Here is a 19,822-nt window from a genome sequence, read left to right on the forward strand (position 1 = left end):
GGGAGCGCTCCGCATCGCGTTCCGGTTCCGAAAACACCGTCCGGGCGATCATGCTGCCCTCGGGTCCTTCCGTTCACATCGTTCCATTCACCTGCTTCCAGCCCAGGACCATCCAGTGGATGAAGCACAGTTTCCTGACGACCTTGAGGGAAAAAATGAACGGATAGAGCGTGTCCTGGCCGATGCTGGCGGCGACTTCGTTGAGCGCAGGCGACAGCTTCGCCCACGAGTGCAGCACCTCCATGAAGCGTTTTTTCTCGCCCGCCTCCAGGCTCAGTCCCAGCGGCAGGTCCGCGGCCTCCGGCGGGAAACGGGTGAAGGGAATCGGCACCGCCTTGCTGTTGAGCCCGAAATCCGCCGCCGTCTCCGTGCCGTCCGTCACGTGCAGGTAGTGCGCCCAGCACTCCGCCCAGTCCTCGTGCGGATGGGCGGTGGCGTAGCCGGAAATGAACTCCGTCTCCCACCCCGGAGGCGCTCCGTACGAATAATAATGCTGCAACGCCGCCGCGTAGTCGGCGCGCTCGTCGCCAAAAAGCTCGCGAAAGGCCTGCAGCGCCACGTCGCCCTCCGCCTTCCAGCCAAAAAACTGCTGCCAGACATAGTGGGCGGATTCGTGACGGAAATGTCCCACCAGCGTGCGGTAGGGCTCGGCCAGCTGGTTGCGACGGCGCTCCCGCTCCGCGCTGTCCGCTTCGTTGAGATTCAGCGTGATGACGCCGTTCGCATACCCCGTGAGCACCGGCGTGCTGTCCACCGGCGCAAGAATGTCGAACGCCAGCCCGCGCCCCGCATCGTCGATCCACCGGGGCGGATCGATGCCTAGCTGAAACAGCGTGTAGAGCACCCGGCGCTTGGCCGACTCCACGCGTTTCCACGCGTCGCGATTGCCCGGAAACCCCAGGTCGGGAACGGTCCGGTTGAGCCGGCAGGATTTGCAAAAAACCTCGCCGTTGCCGACCGCCAGCCAGTTGCACGCCCCGTAGTCCTGCCCGTTCCGGCACCGGACCACTCCGTCTTGAGGGGCCAGCGCGACCATCCGCGCACCCACCGGGTCATACCCGACGTCCAGCCCGCACTGGAGACAGGTGGTGTTTTCGAAAAACAGCGTGTTACCGCAAGAACAGATGAAGTGACGCATATGGGCCGGACGTGGTCACGTCAGGAAAACAGTCCCGGCCGGAGAGTCCAACGGTTACGTCCGAAAATCCTCCTCGCGTCTGATACCCCTGACCAATCACTGCCCGCGACCCAAACCGGAATAGCCGCCGAAGGGACGCAAAAATATTTCTGCCCGGCGAGAATCTTCCGCGCGCTTACAAGCGCAATGGAAGGCTCCATGCGCATCAGGATTTTTGCGCCCCTTCGCGGCCATTCCTGCTCGTCCGGCCGCCTTCTCGCGACATTCACCCGCTCACCTTTTTCTGCCATCCGATTGCATAAGGAGATCAAATAAGCGGCCCTCCACCGCCGTTCCTCGCTTGGCGAAGCGTGCCGATATCTTTTTTGTGGGCCGTTCATCCACTTATGAAACCCTTACATTGTCTGCTTCCGGCTCTGGTCCTGGGGGCCACCGCTCTCCTTGCCGCTCCCGATTCCGCCACCGGATCGGCTCCGCTCGTCCGCCTGGTGCCGGACAATGCTTTTTTCGTCGCGAGCATCGCCGATGTGCCGGCCTTTTCGCAGAGCCTCGCCAACAGCCCGTGGTACCACGGGCTCGCCGATCCGATGTGGGACAAGAGCTTCGGCGAAATCCGCAGGGAATTTACCTTCCTCAAGGATCTCGACGCCAAGGTGAAAACCATCACCGGCGCCTCGCTTCCTGAACTTCTCGAATGCGCCACCGGCGACGCCGTTCTTTTCGTCCCCGACTCCGAAATCCCCCTCCCTTCCTCCTCTGACGCGGCCGTTGGCAAGGCCCTCTCCAACGAGTTCAACAGCCCCCGCGTCATCGTCGCTTTCCGCACCGGCGACAAGGCCGGGCGGCTCGCTGCCATCCTCGATGCCGCCCGCAAGGAAGGCGAAAAGACCGGCAACCTCAAAACCTCCACCAGCCAGACCGGCAGCGTGACTCTCCACACCGTCACTTTCGTCGACAAGGATGCCGACGCCGACACCACCCGGGAGATTCCGTCGGTCAGCTACGCCATCAGCAACGGCGTCTTCCTCGCCTCGGGTCACCTCCCTTCGCTGCAAGCCGTCCTCGGCCAGCTCGACGCCGGCGGATTCGACAAGAACATCACCACGCGCCCCGATTATGCCGCCATCGCCGCCGGCACGCCCGGGGCCGGTTTTGTGGCCTTTCTCAACTGGCAGGCCGTTTACACCCGGATCAACGCCGCCGTCGCCGCGCTCGGTGCGTCCGGCCAGGACCCCGCCGCCGGCATGCTCGGCGTGCCCGCCACCCATCTCCTCAACGCCCTCGGCCTCGACGCCGTCCGCCACGTCGGCCTCGCCGCCGCCATCGGCAAGGAAGCCACCCGCATCGACAGCGTCCTCGCCTTCAGCGAACAGCGCGGCCTCCTCAGCCTCCTCGCCTGGGAAGACGGTCCCGTCACCCTGCCCGACTGGGCGCCCGCCAGCTTCTACCAGGCCAGCACCGGCAACTTCAATTTTCCCCGCGCCTGGGCTGCGCTCGAGGAACTCGTCGCCAGCCTTCACCCGATGGTTCACGGCATGGCCCAGGGCTACATCGGACAACTCAACCAGGCCGCCGGCATCGACCTCAAGAAAGACCTCATCGGCAGCCTCGGCACCCGTTACCTCAGCGGCATCGCCCGGCCCGCCGCCGGCACCACGGCCTCGCTGGAAAACGCCAACCAGCTCTACGCGCTCTCGCTCGCCGATCCGGCCGCCTTCACCCGGGCCATCGAAGCCCTGAAAAAAACCGTGCTCGCCTCGTTCTCCTCGCAACTCACCCGGCGCGAGTTCGCCGGGGTCACCGTCTCCAGTCTCGCCCTGCCCGGCGCCGGCGGCGTCACTGCGCCCCGCGGCGTGCATTACGCCATCACCGGCGACTGGTTGCTGATCAATGTCGGCGACGCCGCGCCCCTCGAAGCCTCCCTGACCGCGATCGCCGCCGGCAAGGACGCCGCCGGAGCCGCCGACCCGTTCTGGAAACGCCCCGCCATCGCCGCCGCCGTCGCCAAGGCTCCGCCGGCCTCCTTCGACATCAGCGTCACCGAATTGCCTCCCTACCTGCTCGCCATCGCCAATACGGCCGTGTCGTTCCTCAACGAAAAAGCCTCTGCCAACGCCACTTCCGCCGACGAGGCGGCCGCGGCCCCGGGCGGAGCGACCGATGACCCGGAGAACGCCACCGCGCCGAAACCGGCCAAAAAACGCGTTCATATCGACCCGGCCACGCTTCCGACCCTCGAACAACTTGCCCGCTTCTGGGGCATCGTCTCCGCCTTCAGCCAGCGCGAGAAGGACGGCTTCCACGGCCATGTCGTGATCGAGCATCCGTAATTCTGCATGTTTCCGCGCAGGAAGCGCCTGGCGAAACAGGGGGAGCACGTGACGTGCGCCCCTGCCGGCAAAATTTCCCCCTGCGTTCGCAATTCGTTGGCCCGCGAGTATGGATTTGCCACAACGTCGTGCCAACGTCATGCAGCCCTCTTCGCCCGGCTGCCGCGGCGAGCAAACCAACCATCATGAAATTCACCCGAACCCTTAAACTGTCCACCGTCCTGTTCGGCCTCGCCGCCGGGCTCCAGGCGCAGGATGCTCCCGCCGCCGCTCCGGCTGCCGAGGCTCCCGTCGCCGATATTTCCGAAACCGAAGCCCTGGAATCCCTTGGCTGGTTCATCGGCGATCGCATGATCGGACAACAATTTCAACTGACCAATCTCTCCGAAGAGCAGAAGTCCGCCATCATCAAGGGCATCACCGCATCCCTCAACGGCGAGAAGGGTCCCGACTTCGAAAAGGTCGGTCCCGCCATCGACAAGGTGGTCCGCTCCCGTCAGGAAGCCGCCCAGGCCAAGGCCGCCGAGTCAGGCAAGGCCGAAGCCGACAAGTTCTTTGCCGATCTGAAGAACAACCAGAACGTCACCTTCCTCCCGAGCGGCCTCGCCTACGAGACCATTGCCGAAGGCAGCGGCGAAAAGCCCAAGGCCACCGACACCGTCAAGGTTCACTACACCGGCAAGCTTCTCGACGGCACCACCTTCGACAGCTCCGTAGAGCGCGGCGAACCCGCCGAATTCCCGCTCAACGGCGTGATCCCCGGCTGGACCGAAGGCCTCCAGCAGGTAAAGAAGGGCGGCAAGATCAAGCTCTACGTCCCCTCCGACCTCGGCTACGGAGCCAACGGCGCCGGCGGCAAGATCCCGCCTTTCGCCACCCTGGTGTTCGACGTCGAACTGCTCGACATCACGGCAGCCCCGGCGGCTCCGGCCGAGCCGGCAGCTCCCGCTGCCGTCAACTGAGGCATCCTGTCCATCCTCAGACCCGAGATGAAAAGGGCGGTCCATTCCGGACCGCCCTTTTCCGTTTTTCGTGTTTGGCAAGCCTGCCGCACGGGCTTTCGTCTCCCGCACACAGATGCACGCCCAGGACGTCAATCTCTACTTCGTCGGATTCATGGGAACCGGCAAGACCACCGTCAGCCGCGTGGTCGCGCAACGCCTCGGCTTTCACTGGATCGACAGCGACCACGAGATCGAACGCCTGCAAGGCCGCACGATTCCGGAAATCTTCGCCACCGACGGCGAGGCCGCCTTCCGCAAGATGGAACGCGACTTTATCGAAACCGGCCACCCTGCCACCCGCCAGGTCGTCGCCTGCGGCGGCGGACTCGTCGTGCAGCCCGGCATGCTCGACCTGCTCCAGACCCGCGGCATCGTCATCTGCCTGCACGCCACGATCCAGACCATCCTCGATCGCACCCGGGGCAATTCGCGCCCGCTCCTCAACGTCGAGGACCCCGAACAACGCATCCGCGCGCTCTATGCCGCCCGCGAACCCGTTTACCGCCGCGCCGGCACGATGATCCTGACCGACAACCGCCCCATGCACGACATCGCCCGGCACGTGCTCCGCGTCTACCAGCGCGACGCCGTGGACTTCGCCCGGGCCAGCGAGCGGTCCGCCCCGCATGGAAACCCGGCGTGAACTCCTCCGCGCCCGCCTGCTTGCGCTCGGCTTCGACGACGTGCGCTTCGCCCGCGCCAGCGAAATCCGCGGCGAACGCCTGCGCGCCTGGATCGCCGCCGGTCACCACGCGGACATGCACTGGATGGAACGCACCGCGGACAAGCGCATCTCTCCCCGCCTGGTTCTCCCCGACGTCGCCACCGTCATCATGCTCGGCATCAACTACTGGCCGGGAGAAAGTGGCGCTGGCGTCCCACCCGCACGGAGCGGCGGCGTCCCCGCCGCCGGACGCGCGTCAGCGCGCCCAGGATTGGCGGAACTGTCGTCCCGTCCGGCGGCGGGGACGCCGCCGCTCCGAAACCATGAGCGCCCCCCCTCTGCCTCCCCTTCCGCCGCTCCGGTCTGGGCGCGCTATTCCCTGTATTCGGATTATCACGACACCGTAAAACCCGGCCTCGAAGCCGCCGGCCAGGTCATCGAGGAGCTGTTTGGCGTCGGCCCGCGCGACTACCGTTATTACGTCGATGCCGGCCCCGTCCTCGAACGCGCCTGGGCGGCGCGGGCGGGGCTCGGTTTTCAGGGGAAAAACGCCATGCTCATCTCCCGGAAATTCGGCAACTGGCTTTTTCTCGCCGGCATCCTCGCGCGCATCGACATCGAGCCGGACCCGCCGCTGACCCGCGCCGCTGCCGTCCGCGAAGAGCCCGGGCTGCTCTGCGGCAAATGCACCCGGTGCCTCGACGCCTGCCCCACGCAGGCCTTCACCGCCCCGGGCGTGGTCGATGCCCGCCGCTGCATTTCCTACCAGACCATCGAAAACCGCGGCATCATCCCGCGCGACCTGCGCGCCGGCATCGGCGACCGGATCTACGGCTGCGACATCTGCGCTGAAGTCTGCCCCTGGAACCGCTTCGCGCAGGCCAGCCGCAGCCTGCTCCTGACGCCGCGCCCCGAACTGCGCGAACTCGCCCTGATCGAAATCCTCGAACTGACGCCGGAAAAATTCGCCGCCATCTTCCGCAAGACGGCGATCAAGCGCATCAAGCTTGCCGGCCTCCTGCGCAACGCCTGTATCGTCGCCGGCAACACACGCGCCCGGGAATGTGGCGATGCGCTGCTCCGGCTCGCCACACCCGGCGGCGAAAGCGGTCCGCCCGCCGTCGTCCGCGCCCACGCCGTCTGGGCCCTGGCGCGACTCGGCGAACTGGCGCGCCTCGCCGCCGCCCGCGCCGCCGAAACCGATCCGCTCGTCCTGTCCGAATACGCCGCCGAAACCGCCTGACGGGACGGCGCTCCCCGAACCGCCGGACGACACGGAATGCCGCCGGTCTCCCTCCGTTCTTCGCTACCGCAGGTCCGCGTGCTTCTCCAGGCGCCGGAGCGCGAGGTGGCCGATGGGGAACGGATGCGCGGAGTTGCGCAGCGTCACCCGCGCGCCGTCGTCATTCTGCCGCCAGGACACCACCTCCGCCAGGTTGATGATCGTGGAGCGGTCCAGCGTCTGGAAACGCCGCGCCGGCAGCAGGCGCTGCCAGTCGCGCAGCCGCCGGTTGTCGAGATACTCCCGCCCGTCGGCCGCAATCACCCGGCTGTAGTCGCCCTCGCCCGCGATCGCCGCGATCCTCCCGACCTCCAGAATGCGCCGTTCGTCCCCCTGCCGGAACGCCAGCAGGTCGTCGAGCTCGAGCCGGCGGACGGGCGCCTCGTCCGCGTCGTCGTCGCCTTTTTTCCCGGTGGCAACCACCAGGCGCTGCAACGTCCGCGCCAGCCGCTCCGGCATGATCGGCTTGAGCAGATAGTCCGCCGCATCCACATCAAAGGCGTCCGCGGCGTAGTGCAAATGCAGCGTGCAAAACACGATCTGCGGCCGGCCCGGCCCCGCCTCGATCGTATCGAGCAGCCGGAAGCCGTTTTCCCTGCCCAGTTGCACGTCGAGGAAGATCGCGTCGAGCGGATGTTCGCGCAACAGGGCGCGGGCTTCCGTGAGGTTTTCGGCCTCTCCTGCGATCTCCTGTTTGTGCGCCAGCAGCAGGTTGCGCAGGTTCATGCGATCGATCGGGTTGTCGTCAATAATGGCAAGACGCATTGGCGTAACGAGTCGGTGCGAGTGGCAGAAAGGGCGGGAGCGTACGAGACACCCGCGCCGGATTGCAACCCATCACGACGCCGCGCCGGGAAGTGTCACGACAATCCGTGCGCCGCAGGGCACATTGTCGAAAATTCCGATCCGGCCGCCCAGCAAACCGACATTCAACTGCACCACGTAAAGGCCCAGCCCGACGCCATCGTTTCGCACCAGCGCTTGCGCCTCCGACTGGCGAAATGCCGAAAAGACCGACTCGCGCTCCACTTCCGGAATCCCCGGCCCCTCGTCGCTGACCATCAAGCGCAAAACGTTTTCCAGTCTCGTCACGCTGATGGCGACGGCGCCGCCGCGCGGCGTGAACTTGATGGCATTGTGCGCGATATTGAGAAGGATCTGCGTGAGGCGCACCGAATCGGTTTCCATAATGCCGAGGATGTCGTCCTCGTCCGAACCGATGTCCCAGCGGACCCGGATGTCGTGGTTGGTGGCGATGGGTTCGAGGAGATTGCGCATCGAATCGAGCCATTCATCGAGGACGAGTTTTGTCCGGTGCAGCGGGATGCGGCCGGCCTCGGCCGCGGAAATGTCGAGCATGTTGGTCAGCATCAGATTCAGGTACTGGCCACCGGTGCGGATCTGGTTGAGAAACCGGGAAAACTCCGTCGGCAGGTTCATCTGGCCGGACTGCATCCACATGGCCTGGGAAAGCCCGACCAGCGTGCTCAACGGTGCGCGGATCTCGTGGCTGACGTTGGCCAGGAAGAGCGTCTTGAAGCGGTTGGCCTCCTCGGCGCGTTCCTTGGCCTGGCGCAGCTCCTCGGTCCGCTCGCGCACCTCCTGCTCGAGTTTCCGGGTCATCTCCTCGCGCAGTTCGTTTTCCTTCCGCGCAGCGATCTGCCCTTCGTAACGGATCTGTCGCAGCCGGTCCGCCATCGCGCCGAAAAAAAACAATCCGGCCAGCGCCGCCGAAACCTGCATGACCTGCTCCATCGACACCGTCATCGGCAGCACGCCGAGAAATTTCAGATACAGGAGCGGGTGCCAGATGCACAGGCCGATGCAGCCGGCCAGAATCCAGAGCGCGGATTTCACGCCGCGGCAGATGAAACAGATTCCCGTGATCACGCCCGCCAGGCACGCGATCGCCTCGACTCCCTGCACCGCGACGATCTGCATCCGGTACGGACCAAAAGGCGCCAGCACCATCCAGGCCGCCGTCGCCATCGCCATGCCCCGCCACCAGCGGTCCAGCCGCGGCAGATGGCGCGGCACCTCGAAGATCAGCCGGACAAACAGCACCAGGCCGAGCAGCGCCAGCCCGTGCCAGAGGAGCACGCCGTGGCGCGACCAGAATACCGCCCCCGGCCAGCCGAGCCACGAATAATACCCGTTCACGCAAAACAGGAGCGCGCCGATGCTCGCCAGCAGGAGCGAGTAACACAGGAGAAAACCCCGGTTGCGCGTCAGCCCGGCCATGATGATGCCGAGCACGGACAGCCCGGCGACGTAGCCGAAAAAAAGCGCCCCGCGCCAGGCGCGCCGTTCGACGACGGGCGTCCAGGCAGCCTGCGGCCAGAGCGTCAGCGGAGTGAAAAACGTCATCTCCGTCCGCAAGCGCAGGTACACCTCGAACGTCCGGCCCGGCTCCAGTTCGTCCAGCATGAGCACCGGATAACGCGGTTGCCGCCCGGCATGCCCTCCGCCCCGGACGGGCGGGCGGAGGTGGCCGGCGGATTCGCTCCGGACCAGGTGTCCGTTTTCCAGCAGGAACCAGTCGATCTCGTCGAACCGGGTGCTTTCCAGCTCCACCAGCCAGCGACGGGAAACCCTGTCGCCGTTTTCCGGATACGACACCCGGAAACGCAGCCAGATGGCATCGGCCGTGTAACCGAAATTCGGAATCCCGCCCCGGGCAGGTTGCCAGCCGGAAGCCGGTGATCCGGAACGGATATCGTCCAGGGTGGCCCGCCCTCCGGGGTCGCGCAGGAAAGAGAGCACCGGAGCGAGCGGCACCGGCGTATCCGCCACGGCGGCAGTCGGCGGTTCTGCCAGGACGGCAGACGCAGGCAGACTCAAGGCCGGTGCAATCAAAAGCCATGCCAGCAAAAACCGGTTCCGGATTTGTGGGAAAAAGTTCATGAAAAAAAGCCCGCTCCGGCTAACCGGGACCGGAGCGGGCATCGTTGCTGGACAGCCGGCTTCCTGAAAGCGGACGTCCTTCAGGAAGCATAGATGCGGCAACGAAGGAGCCGATGACCGAAGCCGGGAGCGACCGCATCCAGACCGGCTCTGTCTTCCGGATAAAGTCGCTTTCTGCAAAACCGCCGGTGTTTCCGGTGAAACCGGCATTTCCGGCGGTGAAATTCCCCGGGGTCAGGGCACCGTGCCGGCGCGCCGTCCGGGGGATCGATGGAGACCGGCCGGTTTTCACCGGGCGAAACGCCATTTTCACCGAGCCTGCCGTCAGTTTCGCAGATCGTGATTTTACACCGTCCGCCGGGGGCGTCAGCAGGCTATGACTGCCATCTGCACATTTTCCGTTCCCCGGATTCCATGAATGCAACCTGTTCCCGCTCGCCCGGACCGATCTCTCACCGCCACACCATGCGCGACCTCCCGACTTTCGCCCAACGCTACTGCCAGAAGAACAATCTTTCTCCGGATGATTTCCAGCGCGTTGTCATGGCCCGCGGCCTCTACCTGCCGGCCCGTCTGTTGCGTCCTGTCATCGACTACATGTGGCCGCGCCATTTCGATGCCGACCGCGACTTCATCCAGGGCATAGCCCAGTTGCGGCACTGGCACGAGTTCCAGTGGGAAGCCAACGAGTTCACCTGGCATCCGTCCAACAAGGGACCGGCCCGCCGTGTGTTTCGCCTCCGCCTTTCCGTCCGGCGATTGCGCCGGCTCGTCCGGAACACCTTCGAACAGGCCGACCCCGCCAGCGTTCGCCGGAGCGAGGCTCGCGGCGAATTGACGAAATAAAGAACCTCGGAGGTGCTGGACCCAAAGGGGATAAATAAACCCGGGGCATCAACGTCCCCGGGCTCCAACCCCGCCAGCCGGTTGCATTGCGCGCGACCCTGCCTAAAATCGTCGGGTTGAAAACGCATCACCTCCCCTCTCTCCCTCCCGTCGTTCTGTTCGCGCTGGCCGCCCTGCTTGCATCCGCCGTGCCTGGCGCACGCGCCGACGCCCTCCGCCTCGACGCGTTTCCGTATCCGTTTCCGGTCAGGACCTACGCCTTCGAAAACCAGCAGCAGGCTCTCGAAATGGTTTACATGGACGTGCGCCCGCTCAGGCAGGAGAAGGCCGTCGTCGTGCTTCTCCACGGCAAGAATTTCAGCGGCGCCTACTGGAAGGACACCGCCGAGGCCCTCCGCGAAGACGGTTACCGCGTCGTCATGCCCGACCAGATCGGCTTTGGCAAATCCTCCAAACCCGCGCATTATCAGTATACGTTCCAGCAACTCGCCGCCAACACCCGCGCCCTGCTCGAAAGCATCGGCGTAACCAGGGCGCACATTCTCGGCCATTCGATGGGCGGCATGCTCGCCACGCGCTACGCGCTGATGTTTCCCCACGACACGCTCTCGCTCACGCTCGTCAACCCGATCGGCCTGGAAGACTGGAAGGCCAAAGGCGTGCCGTACGCCACCGTCGACGAGTGGTACGAGGGAGAACTGAAACAGACCCCGGAAACCATCCGCGCGTACCAACTCGAATTTTATTACGACGGCCAATGGCAGCCCGCCTACGATCCGGGGGTGGAGATGCTCGCGCACTTCCTGCGCAGTTCCGATTATCCGCGCATGGCGTGGAATCAGGCGCTGACCTATGACATGATTTTCACGCAGCCGGTCCTCTACGAGTTCCCCCGCCTCCGGGTGCCGACGCTGCTCATCATCGGCCAGCGCGACCGCACCGCGCTCGGCAAGGCCCGCGCGCCCGAGGAAATCCGGCCCACCCTCGGCGACTATCCCGCGCTCGGCCGCGCCGCCCGCGACGCCATCCCCGACGCGCAACTCGTGGAGCTCGACGGCCTCGGGCACCTTCCGCAAATCGAGGATTTTCCGCGCTTCATCGGACCGCTGCGCACCTTTCTCGACATCCGCACGCAGGCCGCCGCACGGAAGCCCGCGCCGCCCGCCGGGCCGGAGTCCGATCAGGAACCCTAGGTCTTATACCAAAGCCCCAAAGCCTTCGGATTTTTACACCAAGGCCGCAAAGAGCGCAAAGGATTGCCAGTTGCCTTCTTCGCGTCCTTTGCGGCCTTTGTGTAAAATCAAAAACATTCGGGACGCTGGTATTACGGGCACCGGTCCGTGCTCGTCGCCGCGAACGCTTCGCGCAGTATCCGCGCGCAGGCGACCATGTGCTCGAGCGACGGCCTGACCTCGGCCCAGCCGCGGGTCTTGAGTCCGCAATCCGGATTCACCCAGAGATTGCCGACCGGGATCACCCCGGCGGCCTTGCGCAGGAGCCGGGTCATTTCGTCGACCGTCGGCACGCGCGGCGAATGGATGTCGTACACGCCCGGCCCGATCTCCGCCGGATAACGGAAATCCACAAACGCGCCGAGCAACTCCATGTTGGAACGCGAGGTCTCGATCGTGATCACGTCGGCGTCCATCGCGGCGATGTCGGCGATGATGTCGTTGAACTCCGAGTAGCACATGTGCGTGTGGATCTGCGTGTCGTCGCGCACGCCGGCGGCGCTGAGGCGAAATGCCTCCACCGCCCATTCGAGGTAGTTTTTCCAGTCATCGCGCCGCAGCGGCAGGCCTTCGCGGATGGCCGGCTCGTCGATCTGGATCGCCGCGATGCCGGCGCGCTCCAGATCGAGCACCTCGTCGCGCAACGCCAGTGCGATCTGGAACGCCGTGTCGCGCCGCGGCTGATCGTCGCGCACGAAACTCCACTGAAGCATCGTCACCGGTCCTGTGAGCATGCCCTTCACCGGCCGCCGCGTCAGGGATTGGGCGTAGCCGGACCAGCCGACCGTCATCGGATGCGGGCGCGCCACGTCGCCGAAAATCACCGGCGGTTTCACGCAGCGCGTGCCGTAGCTCTGCACCCAGCCGTTGGCCGTGAAGGCGTAGCCGTCGAGCTGTTCGCCGAAATACTCCACCATGTCGTTGCGCTCGAATTCTCCGTGGACGAGCACGTCGATCCCGATCTCCTCCTGCCAGCGCACGCAGTCGGCCGTTTCCTTTTCGAGAAACGCCCGGTACTCCGCCTCGTCCAGCTCGCCCTTGCGCCACTTCGCGCGGGCGGCGCGGATCTCCGCCGTCTGCGGAAACGAACCGATCGTGGTCGTCGGCCAGAGCGGCAGCTTCAGCCGTTCGCGCTGCCTGGCCTGGCGGGCGCCGAACGGCGACGCCCGTTCGAAATCGCTCCGTTTCACCGCTGCCAGCCGCGCCTTCACCTCCGGGCGATGTATCCGCGTGCTCGCGCGCCGCGAGGCCGCCGCCCGCCGGTTGTCCTCCAGAATCGTCGCCGCCGCTCCGCCGTCCGCAGCGGCGTCCTCCTCCGGACCTGCCCCCGCAAGGTCGCGCAACGCCACCACCTCGCCGAGCTTTTCCTCGGCGAACGCGAGCCAGCCGCGCAACTCCGCATCGAGTTTTGTTTCCGGCTTCAGCGACACAGGCACGTGCAGCAGCGAACACGACGGCGCGAGCAGCACGCGCTCCGGCCCGAGCAGATCGACGGCCTTTTTCACGAGCGGCAGCACCGCGTCAAAATCCGTGCGCCAGATGTTGCGCCCGTCGATGACGCCGAGCGAAAGCCGCCGCCCCGCCGGCAATTCGCGCAGCACCGTGTCGAGCTCGCGCGGCGCCCGCACCAGGTCGATGTGCAGCGCCTCGACCGGCAGTTGCAGGAAATCGCGCAGGTTGTCGCGGAGTCCGCCAAAGTATGTCGCCACGACGAGTTTCAGGCCTCGCCCGCCGCCCGCCCCTGCCGCGACCGCGGCCAGTCGCGCATAGGCCCGGGCCAGCGCCGCGCGCTGCACCGGCGACAGGTCGAGCGCGCACACCGGCTCGTCAAACTGCACCCACTCCGCGCCGAGCTCGCCGAGTTTTTTCACAACCTCCGCGTACACCTCGACCAGCCCGTCGAGCAGCGAAAACCGGTCGAATTCCCCGCCGGTCTTCCCCCCCTCCTCGCGCCCGTGCGCATGCACCTTGCCAAGCGTCAGGTACGTGACCGGCCCGACCAGCACCGGCTTCGTCCTGATCCCCAGCGCCAGCGCCTCGGCGAACTCGTCAAACGGTTTCGACGACGCCAGCCGGAAGCGCGTGTGCTCGCAGAACTCCGGCACGATGTAGTGGTAATTCGTATCGAACCACTTCGTCATCTCGCTGGCAAAGGTGGAGACCTGGCACGTCGGGCACTCCGCAGGTTCCCCGCCGCTCTCCCCCTCCCCCGCCCCGGCTCCGGCGCCGCCGCGCACGCCGCGCGCGATGACGAAACGTGTATCGAGACCGGCATTACCGTCCACCCTGCCGAAACGCGCCGGCACGTTGCCGACGAGACAGCTCAGGTCGAGCACCTGATCATAAAAGCTGAAGTCGTTGGACGGGATCAGATCGATGCCCGCCTCGCGCTGGGCGAGCCAGTGGGTGCGGCGCAGTTCGCGGCCGACTGCTTCGAGTGCGTCGCGGGAGAGCTCCCCTTTCCAGTAAGCCTCGGTGGCTTTCTTGAGCTCGCGCTTCGCGCCGATGCGCGGAAAGCCGAGCGTGTGAGTGAGGAGCCGGCCGCCGCCGGACGGCGACGCGACGGACAGGGATGCGCCGGATGACGGCGCGGTGGAGGATGCGGACATGGTGATTTCCTGATTCGAGCGATGAGGTGTTCCGTGAACGGATTTTGTTTTCTGCGCGCAGCCGGGTATTCGGACTCCGGGTTTTCGCAGCGTGCCGCCTTCGCGCGACCTCCCCGCAGCCTCGCCCCTCGCCTTGGCAACGCGACGGAATGCGTCGTGCCGCTGTGCTTTGTTCGCCAGCGCCGGCCGCCCGGAGGCGACCGCGTCAACGATGAGGGCTCGTAACCCGATACCGCAGCGCGACTGCTGCCGGTTCTCACGGCATTCCCCGTCCGCTGCACGCGTGGTGATTCGTTTCAAATAACAGCCCGCACCAGAGCCATATCAGGTCGCGCTGTCAAGAAACATATCAACAAATTCGAATGTGTTAATTTTTAATAGGGAATCTAAAAATTGAACAGAAGGCAACGAAGAGAACGAAGAATAACCAAGGATGCTTACCCTTCATTTTTAAGTTTATTAAAATCAATAATTTATTATTCAGAATCTTCTTTGTTTTACCTTCGTTACCTTTGTTTCCTTCTGTTCAAAAATGAATTTCCAGATCCTCCCTTAAACCGAAACCTCCACAAAACCCCACTTCGCCGCCGAGAACAGCCCGCGGTCGGTCAACTTCAGGTCGGGGATCACCGGCAGGGCCATGAACGACAGCGTCATGAACGGCGCATCCAGCCGCGAACCGAGCTGCTTCGCCGCGCGGTCGATCTCCGTGTAGCGTCGCGCCACCGTCCGCCCGTCGGCATCCGACATCAGCCCGGCGATCGGCAGCGGCAGCACGCGGCGCAGCCCCCTGCCCTCTTCGCCGCCCGCCACCGCCAGCGACAGACCGCCGCGGTTTTCGATCACCAGATTGACCGCCGCCGCCAGCGACGCGTCATCCGCGCCCACCGCCACGATGTTGTGCGAATCGTGCGCCACCGAGGAGGCGATCGCGCCGGCCTTCAGCCCGAATCCGCGCACAAAACCGACCGCCACCGGCGCGCGCGCCGCATAACGGTTGACGACCGCGATCTTGAGCAGATCCCGGCCCACATCCGCCACCGCACGCCCCGCCTTGATCTGTGCCGGCAGCACCGCCTCGCCCGTCACCAGTTGTCCGTTGATCGCCTCGATGGTTCTCACCTGCGCGCCGTCCTTCACCGGCAGCGCAAAATCGGCCGCCACGCGCGGCCGCGCCCGAAAGCGGTTCACCGTCCCCGCAGGCTGCCGCAGCAGCTTCGTCCGCCCGCCCGCCGCCACCAGTTCCCCGTCGATGTACGTGCGCCGCACCCGGAACCGCCGCCAGCCGTCCACCAGCACAAAATCCGCCGGATCGCCCTCACGCAACAGGCCCGTGTCCAGCCCGTAATGAACGGCCGGATACACACTGGCGCAGCGCAGCGCGTCGAACCGGTCCGCCCCCGCCGCCAGCGCGCGCCGGATGTGCTCGTCGATGTGCCGTTTCACCAGCAGGTCCGGATGCAGGTCGTCGCAACAAAACATGCAGCGCTCCGGCTCGTTGAGCAGGAGCGGCGCGAGCGCCTCGAAATTGCGCGCCGCCGAGCCCTCGCGGATGAGGATGCGCATGCCCGCGGCGATTTTCCCCCGGGCCTCCTCCAGCGTGAAACATTCGTGATCGGTCGAGATGCCGGCCTTCGCGTACGCCTTCGCCTGCGCGCCCCGCAGCCCGGGCGCGTGGCCGTCCACCGGTTTCCCTTCGCGCCTGGCCGCGGCGATCATCGCCAGCAACTCCGGATCGCCCGCGAGCACGCCGGGGAAATTCATGACCTCGGCGAGAAACCGGATGCCCTTGCGCGCCAGCAACCGCTCCACCGCCGCGGCGTCGAGCTTCGCCCCGGCCGTCTCGAACGGCGTCGCCGGCACGCACGACGGCGCGCCGAAGGCAAATTTGAGCGGCGACCGGCGCGCATCCTCCAGCATGAAGTCCACCCCGCGCTCGCCGAGCACGTTGGCGATCTCGTGCGGGTCCGAAACCGTGGCCACCGTGCCGTGGATCACCGCCAGCCGCGCAAACTCCGAGGGCGGCAGCAGCGAGCTTTCGATATGGATGTGCGCATCGACGAACCCCGGCATGATCAACCCCGCCTCGCGCACCCGCGAATCGCGCCGGATCGCCGTGATCCGCCCGTCCGCCCACTCGACGGTGCCGGGAAAGATCTCCCGGCGGTGGAGGTCGACAATCTGCCCCGAAAGGCGTTGCCAGCGCGATGCTCTGTTCATGCCCATGCCTGCCAGCCTTTTTCGCCAACGCGAGGCTGGCAATCCGGTTCGAAGCAGTTTTCCTCCTTCCGATGGCCAAATCCGCCGCCGCCACTTCTTCCCGCAAACCTTCGTCCGGCAAACCTGCCTCCGCCCCGCGCAAGCCGGCCTCCCGCCGCATGTTCACCCTCCTCCTCATCCTCGCGCTGCTGCTCGTCCTGTATGTGGCTTTCGCCAATCTCTTTATCATCGTCACCAGCCGCCAGCGGCGTGCCGCCACGCTCGCCGGCGTCACCCCCGCCGATGTGGCGCTGGTCCTCGGCACGAGCCCGCAACTTTCCGGCGGCGCCCCCAATCCCCATTTCATCCACCGCATCGACGCCGCCGCGCAGCTTTTCCATGAGGGAAAAGTCCGCCACATCCTCGTCAGCGGCGCCAATCCGTCTCCGTACTACAACGAGCCCCTCGCCATGCGCGACGCGCTCCTCGCGCGCAACGTGCCCGACTCCGCCATCACCCGCGACTACGCCGGCCTGCGCACGCTCGACTCCGTCGTGCGCGCGAAAAAAATCTTCGGCCTCGACCACTTCATCATCGTGAGCCAGCGCTACCACCTCGACCGCGCCCTGCTCATCGCCCGCCGCAACGACATCGACGCCCAAGGCTACGCCGCCGCCGATGTCGCCGCCCGCTATTCCCTGCGCACCGAGATCCGCGAGATTTTCGCCCGCGCCCTCGCCGTCGCCGACCTCTACGTCCTCAACCGCCAGCCCCGCCACCTCGGCCCGCCCGAACCGATCGTCCTGCCGCCGCCGTCGAAGCCACGTTGAAAACCCGTCTCCTCTTCGTTTGCAGCCGCAACCGGTGGCGCAGCCCTGCCGCCGAAGCCCTCTTTCGCAACCACCCCCACTACGACGCCCGCTCCGCCGGCACCGCGTCGTCCGCGCGCATCCGCATCACCGCCTGCCACATCAAGTGGGCCGACCGCATTTTCTGCATGGAGCGCAAACACGCGCAGATTCTCCGCGAGCGTTTTGCCGGCGCACTCGCCAGGAAGGAGCATCCCGTCATCGTGCTCGATATCCCCGACGACTACACGGCGATGGACGCCGGCCTCCTCGAGCTGTTGCGCGAAACCCTTGCCGCGTATCTCGAATTTCCAGTCAGTTGAGTCCTTCGTCTGCCGAATAAAAATCCCGTCTCTCCTTGTTCATCCCGGCGAATGGCCCGATGGTAAGGGCATGGCTACGTTGTTAATTGACAAAAAACGCCCGCGCATCGCCATGGTCTCCACCCATGGATACGTGGCCGCCGAGCCCCCGCTCGGCGCCGCCGATACCGGCGGGCAGGTCGTGTTTGTGATCGAGCTCGCCAAGAAGCTCGCCCAGCTCGGTTACGAGGTCGATATCTGGACCCGGCGCTTCGAAAAGCAGCCCGAAATCGATATCGTCAACTCTCGCGTCCGCGTCGTCCGCGCCCGCTGCGGCGGCAATGAATTCATCCCGAAGGAATATCTGCACCGCGAGCTCATGGAGTGGGGCGAAAACGCCCTGCGCTTCATCAAGCGCCACGAGCTGAAATACCAGTTCATCAACTCCCACTACTGGGATGCCGGCATCGCCGGCCAGCGCCTCGCCGAGGCCCTCCATGTGCCGCACATCCACACGCCCCACTCGCTCGGCATCTGGAAAAAGCAGCAAATGGAAACCGATTATCCGGAACGCGCCGAATCGTTCGAAAAGGAATTCAACTTCACCGAGCGTATCCGCGAGGAGACGATCCTCTACTGCAACTGCGACCTCGTCGTCGCCACCACCCCGCCGCAACTCGACATGCTCATCGACGACTACGGCGTCGTGCCGCAGCACGCGCACATGATCCCGCCCGGCTACGACGACAACCGGTTTTTCCCCGTCAGCGAGGCCACGCGCCAGATGATCCGCAAACGCATCGGCTTCACCAGACCCACCGTCCTCGCGCTCGGCCGCATGGCCACCAACAAGGGCTACGACCTGCTCATCGACGCCTTCTCTGTCCTCGCCACGCGCGTGCCCGATGCGACTCTCTACCTCGCCGCCGGGGGCGAGAAAATGGATGCCTCCGAAAAACGCATCCTCGCCAGCCTCAAGGCCCGCGTGAAGGAGCTCGGCCTCGGCAGGCGCGTGCGCTTCGGCGACTTCATCGCCAACGACGACCTGCCCGACTACTACCGCGCCGCCGACCTGTTCGTCCTCAGCAGCCGGTACGAACCCTTCGGCATGACCGCCATCGAGGCGATGGCCTGCGGCACCCCCACCGTGATCACGATCCACGGCGGCCTTTTCCGCGCCGTGACGTTCGGGCGCCACGCGCTTTTCGCCGACACTTTCGACAAGGAAGATCTTGGCATCATGATGACAAAACCGTTCCGTCATCCGAAACTCCGCCGCCGCCTCTCGCGCATGGGCGCGCACAAGGCCCGCAGCCTCTTCACCTGGACCGGCATCGCCCAGCAACTCGTCAGCCTGGTCGAAGGCCGCCCCTCGCAAAGCGCGCTCGACGACACCGAATGGGACGAACCCTGGAACGATGGAGACTGAGGCACGCGCTGCGCACGTGCCCGAAAAGCTGAAACGCTGAAAACTGAAATGCAGAAACAGGAATCAACAAAACATCACCAGAGAGCCATCATCCGGTTTTTCCGGCATTTCAGCTTTCAGCTTTTCAGCATTTCAGCTTTTCCCTCCTGATGCCCATCCGCCTCTTCAGCACCGATCTCGACGGCACCCTGCTCGGCGACGCCGTCTCCACGCAGCGCTTCGCCGCAGCCTGGGCGGCGTTGCCTTCATCGCCGGAAAAGCCGCTGCTCGTTTTCAACAGCGGCCGGCTCGTCGATGACATGCGGGAGCTCGTCGCGGCCGGCTATCTTCCGGCCCCCGATTATTACATCGGCGGCGTCGGCACGCAGATCGCCGATGCGCGCACCGGCACACCGCTGGGCGCCTTCGCCGAGCATTTGCGCGACGGCTGGGATCGCCCTCGGGCCGACGCCATCATTGCCGCCACTCCGGGCATCGAACGCCAGCCCGACAAGTTCCAGCACGAGTTCAAGTCGAGCTGGTATCTCCGCGATGCCCCGCCCGCGCAACTCGCCGCCCTGCGCGACGCGCTCGCCGCCGCCGGGCTCGAAACCGGGCTGGTCTATTCCAGCCGCCGCGATCTCGACATCCTTCCCGCGCGCGCGACCAAGGGCGGCGCGCTCGCCTGGCTGGCCCGTCATATTAATATGGATACGGACTCCATCGTGGTTGCCGGCGACACCGGCAACGACAGTTCGATGTTCCAGGTTCCCGGCGTCCGCGGCATCATCGTCGGCAACGCGCTTCCCGAACTGGCCGAAGCGACCGCAGAGCACGCCGCGCGCATCCATCGCTCGCCGTATCCCGCCGCTGCCGGCGTCCTCGACGGACTGCGGGCGCACGGCCTCGAACTGTAAAAATGTGGTACGGGCATCCTGCCCGTGAAGTGGCATGGGCTTCCAGCCCATGTGACGCGGGCGGGACGCCCGCGCCAAGCGGAGAGGCAACGCTCACGGGCAAGGATGCACGTGCCACGTCGGCAGGCGTCCCGCCCGC

The 19,822-nt window shown here is 65.6% G+C and carries 19 protein-coding genes; 13 read left to right on the top strand and 6 right to left on the bottom strand.

The genetic code is table 11. The features are described 5' to 3' along the window. Window positions 1-73 precede the first annotated feature (73 nt). On the bottom strand, window positions 74-1,138 hold the full coding sequence (locus OPIT5_27750) for a hypothetical protein (protein ID AHF93429.1): 1,065 nt from the start codon (window positions 1,136-1,138) through the stop codon (window positions 74-76). Between the two features lie 186 nt (window positions 1,139-1,324). Between OPIT5_27750 and OPIT5_27755 the strand changes: the two genes are divergently transcribed. From OPIT5_27755 to OPIT5_27775, 5 genes are all read left to right on the top strand, one after another. Further along, on the top strand, window positions 1,325-1,453 hold the full coding sequence (locus OPIT5_27755) for a hypothetical protein (GenBank protein ID AHF94830.1): 129 nt from the start codon (window positions 1,325-1,327) through the stop codon (window positions 1,451-1,453). 71 nt (window positions 1,454-1,524) lie between these two features. Beyond that, window positions 1,525-3,468 (top strand): hypothetical protein, encoded by a 1,944-nt coding sequence (locus tag OPIT5_27760; protein AHF93430.1) that lies wholly within the window; start codon window positions 1,525-1,527, stop codon window positions 3,466-3,468. A 53-nt stretch (window positions 3,469-3,521) separates the two neighbouring features. Next, entirely contained in the window at window positions 3,522-4,430 is a 909-nt protein-coding gene (locus OPIT5_27765) for a peptidylprolyl isomerase (GenBank protein AHF93431.1), read from the top strand. A 115-nt stretch (window positions 4,431-4,545) separates the two neighbouring features. Continuing rightward, entirely contained in the window at window positions 4,546-5,115 is a 570-nt protein-coding gene (aroK, locus tag OPIT5_27770; GenBank protein ID AHF93432.1) for a shikimate kinase, read from the top strand. After that, window positions 5,099-6,379, top strand: a complete 1,281-nt coding sequence (locus tag OPIT5_27775; GenBank protein ID AHF93433.1) for a hypothetical protein — start codon at window positions 5,099-5,101, stop codon at window positions 6,377-6,379. The genes aroK and OPIT5_27775 overlap by 17 nt, the downstream gene beginning before the upstream one ends. A 63-nt stretch (window positions 6,380-6,442) precedes the next feature. On the opposite strand, the gene OPIT5_27780 is transcribed toward OPIT5_27775, so the two are convergent. The 3 genes from OPIT5_27780 to OPIT5_27790 form a co-directional block, all read right to left on the bottom strand. Continuing rightward, window positions 6,443-7,183: a LytTR family transcriptional regulator gene (locus OPIT5_27780; protein AHF93434.1), complete on the bottom strand. Its 741-nt coding sequence runs from the start codon at window positions 7,181-7,183 to the stop codon at window positions 6,443-6,445. Between the two features lie 72 nt (window positions 7,184-7,255). Further along, window positions 7,256-9,322: a histidine kinase gene (locus OPIT5_27785; GenBank protein ID AHF93435.1), complete on the bottom strand. Its 2,067-nt coding sequence runs from the start codon at window positions 9,320-9,322 to the stop codon at window positions 7,256-7,258. Window positions 9,323-9,341: 19 nt separating this feature from the next. Then, entirely contained in the window at window positions 9,342-9,629 is a 288-nt protein-coding gene (locus OPIT5_27790; GenBank protein ID AHF94831.1) for a hypothetical protein, read from the bottom strand. 107 nt (window positions 9,630-9,736) lie between these two features. Between OPIT5_27790 and OPIT5_27795 the strand changes: the two genes are divergently transcribed. Then, on the top strand, window positions 9,737-10,168 hold the full coding sequence (locus OPIT5_27795; GenBank protein ID AHF93436.1) for a hypothetical protein: 432 nt from the start codon (window positions 9,737-9,739) through the stop codon (window positions 10,166-10,168). Between the two features lie 116 nt (window positions 10,169-10,284). Then, complete coding sequence (locus OPIT5_27800) at window positions 10,285-11,361, top strand: alpha/beta hydrolase (GenBank protein ID AHF93437.1); 1,077 nt, start codon at window positions 10,285-10,287, stop codon at window positions 11,359-11,361. A gap of 131 nt (window positions 11,362-11,492) precedes the next feature. Here the strand turns inward: OPIT5_27800 and OPIT5_27810 are convergent, their stop codons facing one another. After that, window positions 11,493-14,009 carry a 5-methyltetrahydropteroyltriglutamate--homocysteine methyltransferase gene (locus OPIT5_27810; protein ID AHF93438.1) on the bottom strand — a complete coding sequence of 839 codons (2,517 nt, stop codon included), beginning with the start codon at window positions 14,007-14,009 and terminating at the stop codon, window positions 11,493-11,495. Window positions 14,010-14,030: 21 nt separating this feature from the next. Here OPIT5_27810 and OPIT5_27815 point away from each other — a divergent pair, with 21 nt between their 5' ends. Further along, window positions 14,031-14,234, top strand: coding sequence for a hypothetical protein (locus tag OPIT5_27815; protein AHF94832.1), 204 nt, complete (start codon window positions 14,031-14,033; stop codon window positions 14,232-14,234). 327 nt (window positions 14,235-14,561) lie between these two features. On the opposite strand, the gene OPIT5_27820 is transcribed toward OPIT5_27815, so the two are convergent. Then, complete coding sequence (locus OPIT5_27820; GenBank protein AHF93439.1) at window positions 14,562-16,271, bottom strand: adenine deaminase; 1,710 nt, start codon at window positions 16,269-16,271, stop codon at window positions 14,562-14,564. A gap of 29 nt (window positions 16,272-16,300) precedes the next feature. On the opposite strand from OPIT5_27820, the gene OPIT5_27825 reads away from it, so the two are divergent. From OPIT5_27825 to OPIT5_27845, 5 genes are all read left to right on the top strand, one after another. Beyond that, the gene (locus OPIT5_27825; GenBank protein ID AHF93440.1) at window positions 16,301-17,038 is read left to right on the top strand and encodes a membrane protein; all 738 of its coding nucleotides are present in this window, start codon (window positions 16,301-16,303) and stop codon (window positions 17,036-17,038) included. Then, window positions 17,035-17,379, top strand: coding sequence for a protein-tyrosine phosphatase (locus OPIT5_27830; GenBank protein ID AHF93441.1), 345 nt, complete (start codon window positions 17,035-17,037; stop codon window positions 17,377-17,379). Before OPIT5_27825 ends, OPIT5_27830 begins: the two co-directional genes overlap by 4 nt. 70 nt (window positions 17,380-17,449) lie before the next feature. After that, entirely contained in the window at window positions 17,450-18,787 is a 1,338-nt protein-coding gene (locus OPIT5_27835; GenBank protein ID AHF93442.1) for a mannosylfructose-phosphate synthase, read from the top strand. A gap of 48 nt (window positions 18,788-18,835) precedes the next feature. Next, the gene (locus OPIT5_27840; GenBank protein AHF94833.1) at window positions 18,836-18,937 is read left to right on the top strand and encodes a hypothetical protein; all 102 of its coding nucleotides are present in this window, start codon (window positions 18,836-18,838) and stop codon (window positions 18,935-18,937) included. Beyond that, complete coding sequence (locus tag OPIT5_27845; protein AHF93443.1) at window positions 18,934-19,683, top strand: mannosylfructose-phosphate phosphatase; 750 nt, start codon at window positions 18,934-18,936, stop codon at window positions 19,681-19,683. Before OPIT5_27840 ends, OPIT5_27845 begins: the two co-directional genes overlap by 4 nt. Window positions 19,684-19,822: the final 139 nt, after the last annotated feature.

This window comes from Opitutaceae bacterium TAV5 (assembly GCA_000242935.3).
Lineage (GTDB): Bacteria > Verrucomicrobiota > Verrucomicrobiia > Opitutales > Opitutaceae > Geminisphaera.

Excerpts from the sequence above, each read along its gene's own strand:
- OPIT5_27750 (AHF93429.1), bottom strand. The coding sequence starts at position 1,138 with ATGCGTCACTTCATCTGTTCTTGCGGTAACACGCTGTTTTTCGAAAAC.
- OPIT5_27755 (AHF94830.1), top strand. The coding sequence starts at position 1,325 with ATGGAAGGCTCCATGCGCATCAGGATTTTTGCGCCCCTTCGCGGCCAT.
- OPIT5_27760 (AHF93430.1), top strand. The coding sequence starts at position 1,525 with ATGAAACCCTTACATTGTCTGCTTCCGGCTCTGGTCCTGGGGGCCACC.
- aroK (AHF93432.1), top strand. The coding sequence starts at position 4,546 with ATGCACGCCCAGGACGTCAATCTCTACTTCGTCGGATTCATGGGAACC.
- OPIT5_27775 (AHF93433.1), top strand. The coding sequence starts at position 5,099 with ATGGAAACCCGGCGTGAACTCCTCCGCGCCCGCCTGCTTGCGCTCGGC.
- OPIT5_27780 (AHF93434.1), bottom strand. The coding sequence starts at position 7,183 with ATGCGTCTTGCCATTATTGACGACAACCCGATCGATCGCATGAACCTG.
- OPIT5_27785 (AHF93435.1), bottom strand. The coding sequence starts at position 9,322 with ATGAACTTTTTCCCACAAATCCGGAACCGGTTTTTGCTGGCATGGCTT.
- OPIT5_27790 (AHF94831.1), bottom strand. The coding sequence starts at position 9,629 with ATGGCGTTTCGCCCGGTGAAAACCGGCCGGTCTCCATCGATCCCCCGG.
- OPIT5_27795 (AHF93436.1), top strand. The coding sequence starts at position 9,737 with ATGAATGCAACCTGTTCCCGCTCGCCCGGACCGATCTCTCACCGCCAC.
- OPIT5_27810 (AHF93438.1), bottom strand. The coding sequence starts at position 14,009 with ATGTCCGCATCCTCCACCGCGCCGTCATCCGGCGCATCCCTGTCCGTC.
- OPIT5_27815 (AHF94832.1), top strand. The coding sequence starts at position 14,031 with ATGAGGTGTTCCGTGAACGGATTTTGTTTTCTGCGCGCAGCCGGGTAT.
- OPIT5_27825 (AHF93440.1), top strand. The coding sequence starts at position 16,301 with ATGGCCAAATCCGCCGCCGCCACTTCTTCCCGCAAACCTTCGTCCGGC.
- OPIT5_27835 (AHF93442.1), top strand. The coding sequence starts at position 17,450 with ATGGCTACGTTGTTAATTGACAAAAAACGCCCGCGCATCGCCATGGTC.
- OPIT5_27840 (AHF94833.1), top strand. The coding sequence starts at position 18,836 with ATGCAGAAACAGGAATCAACAAAACATCACCAGAGAGCCATCATCCGG.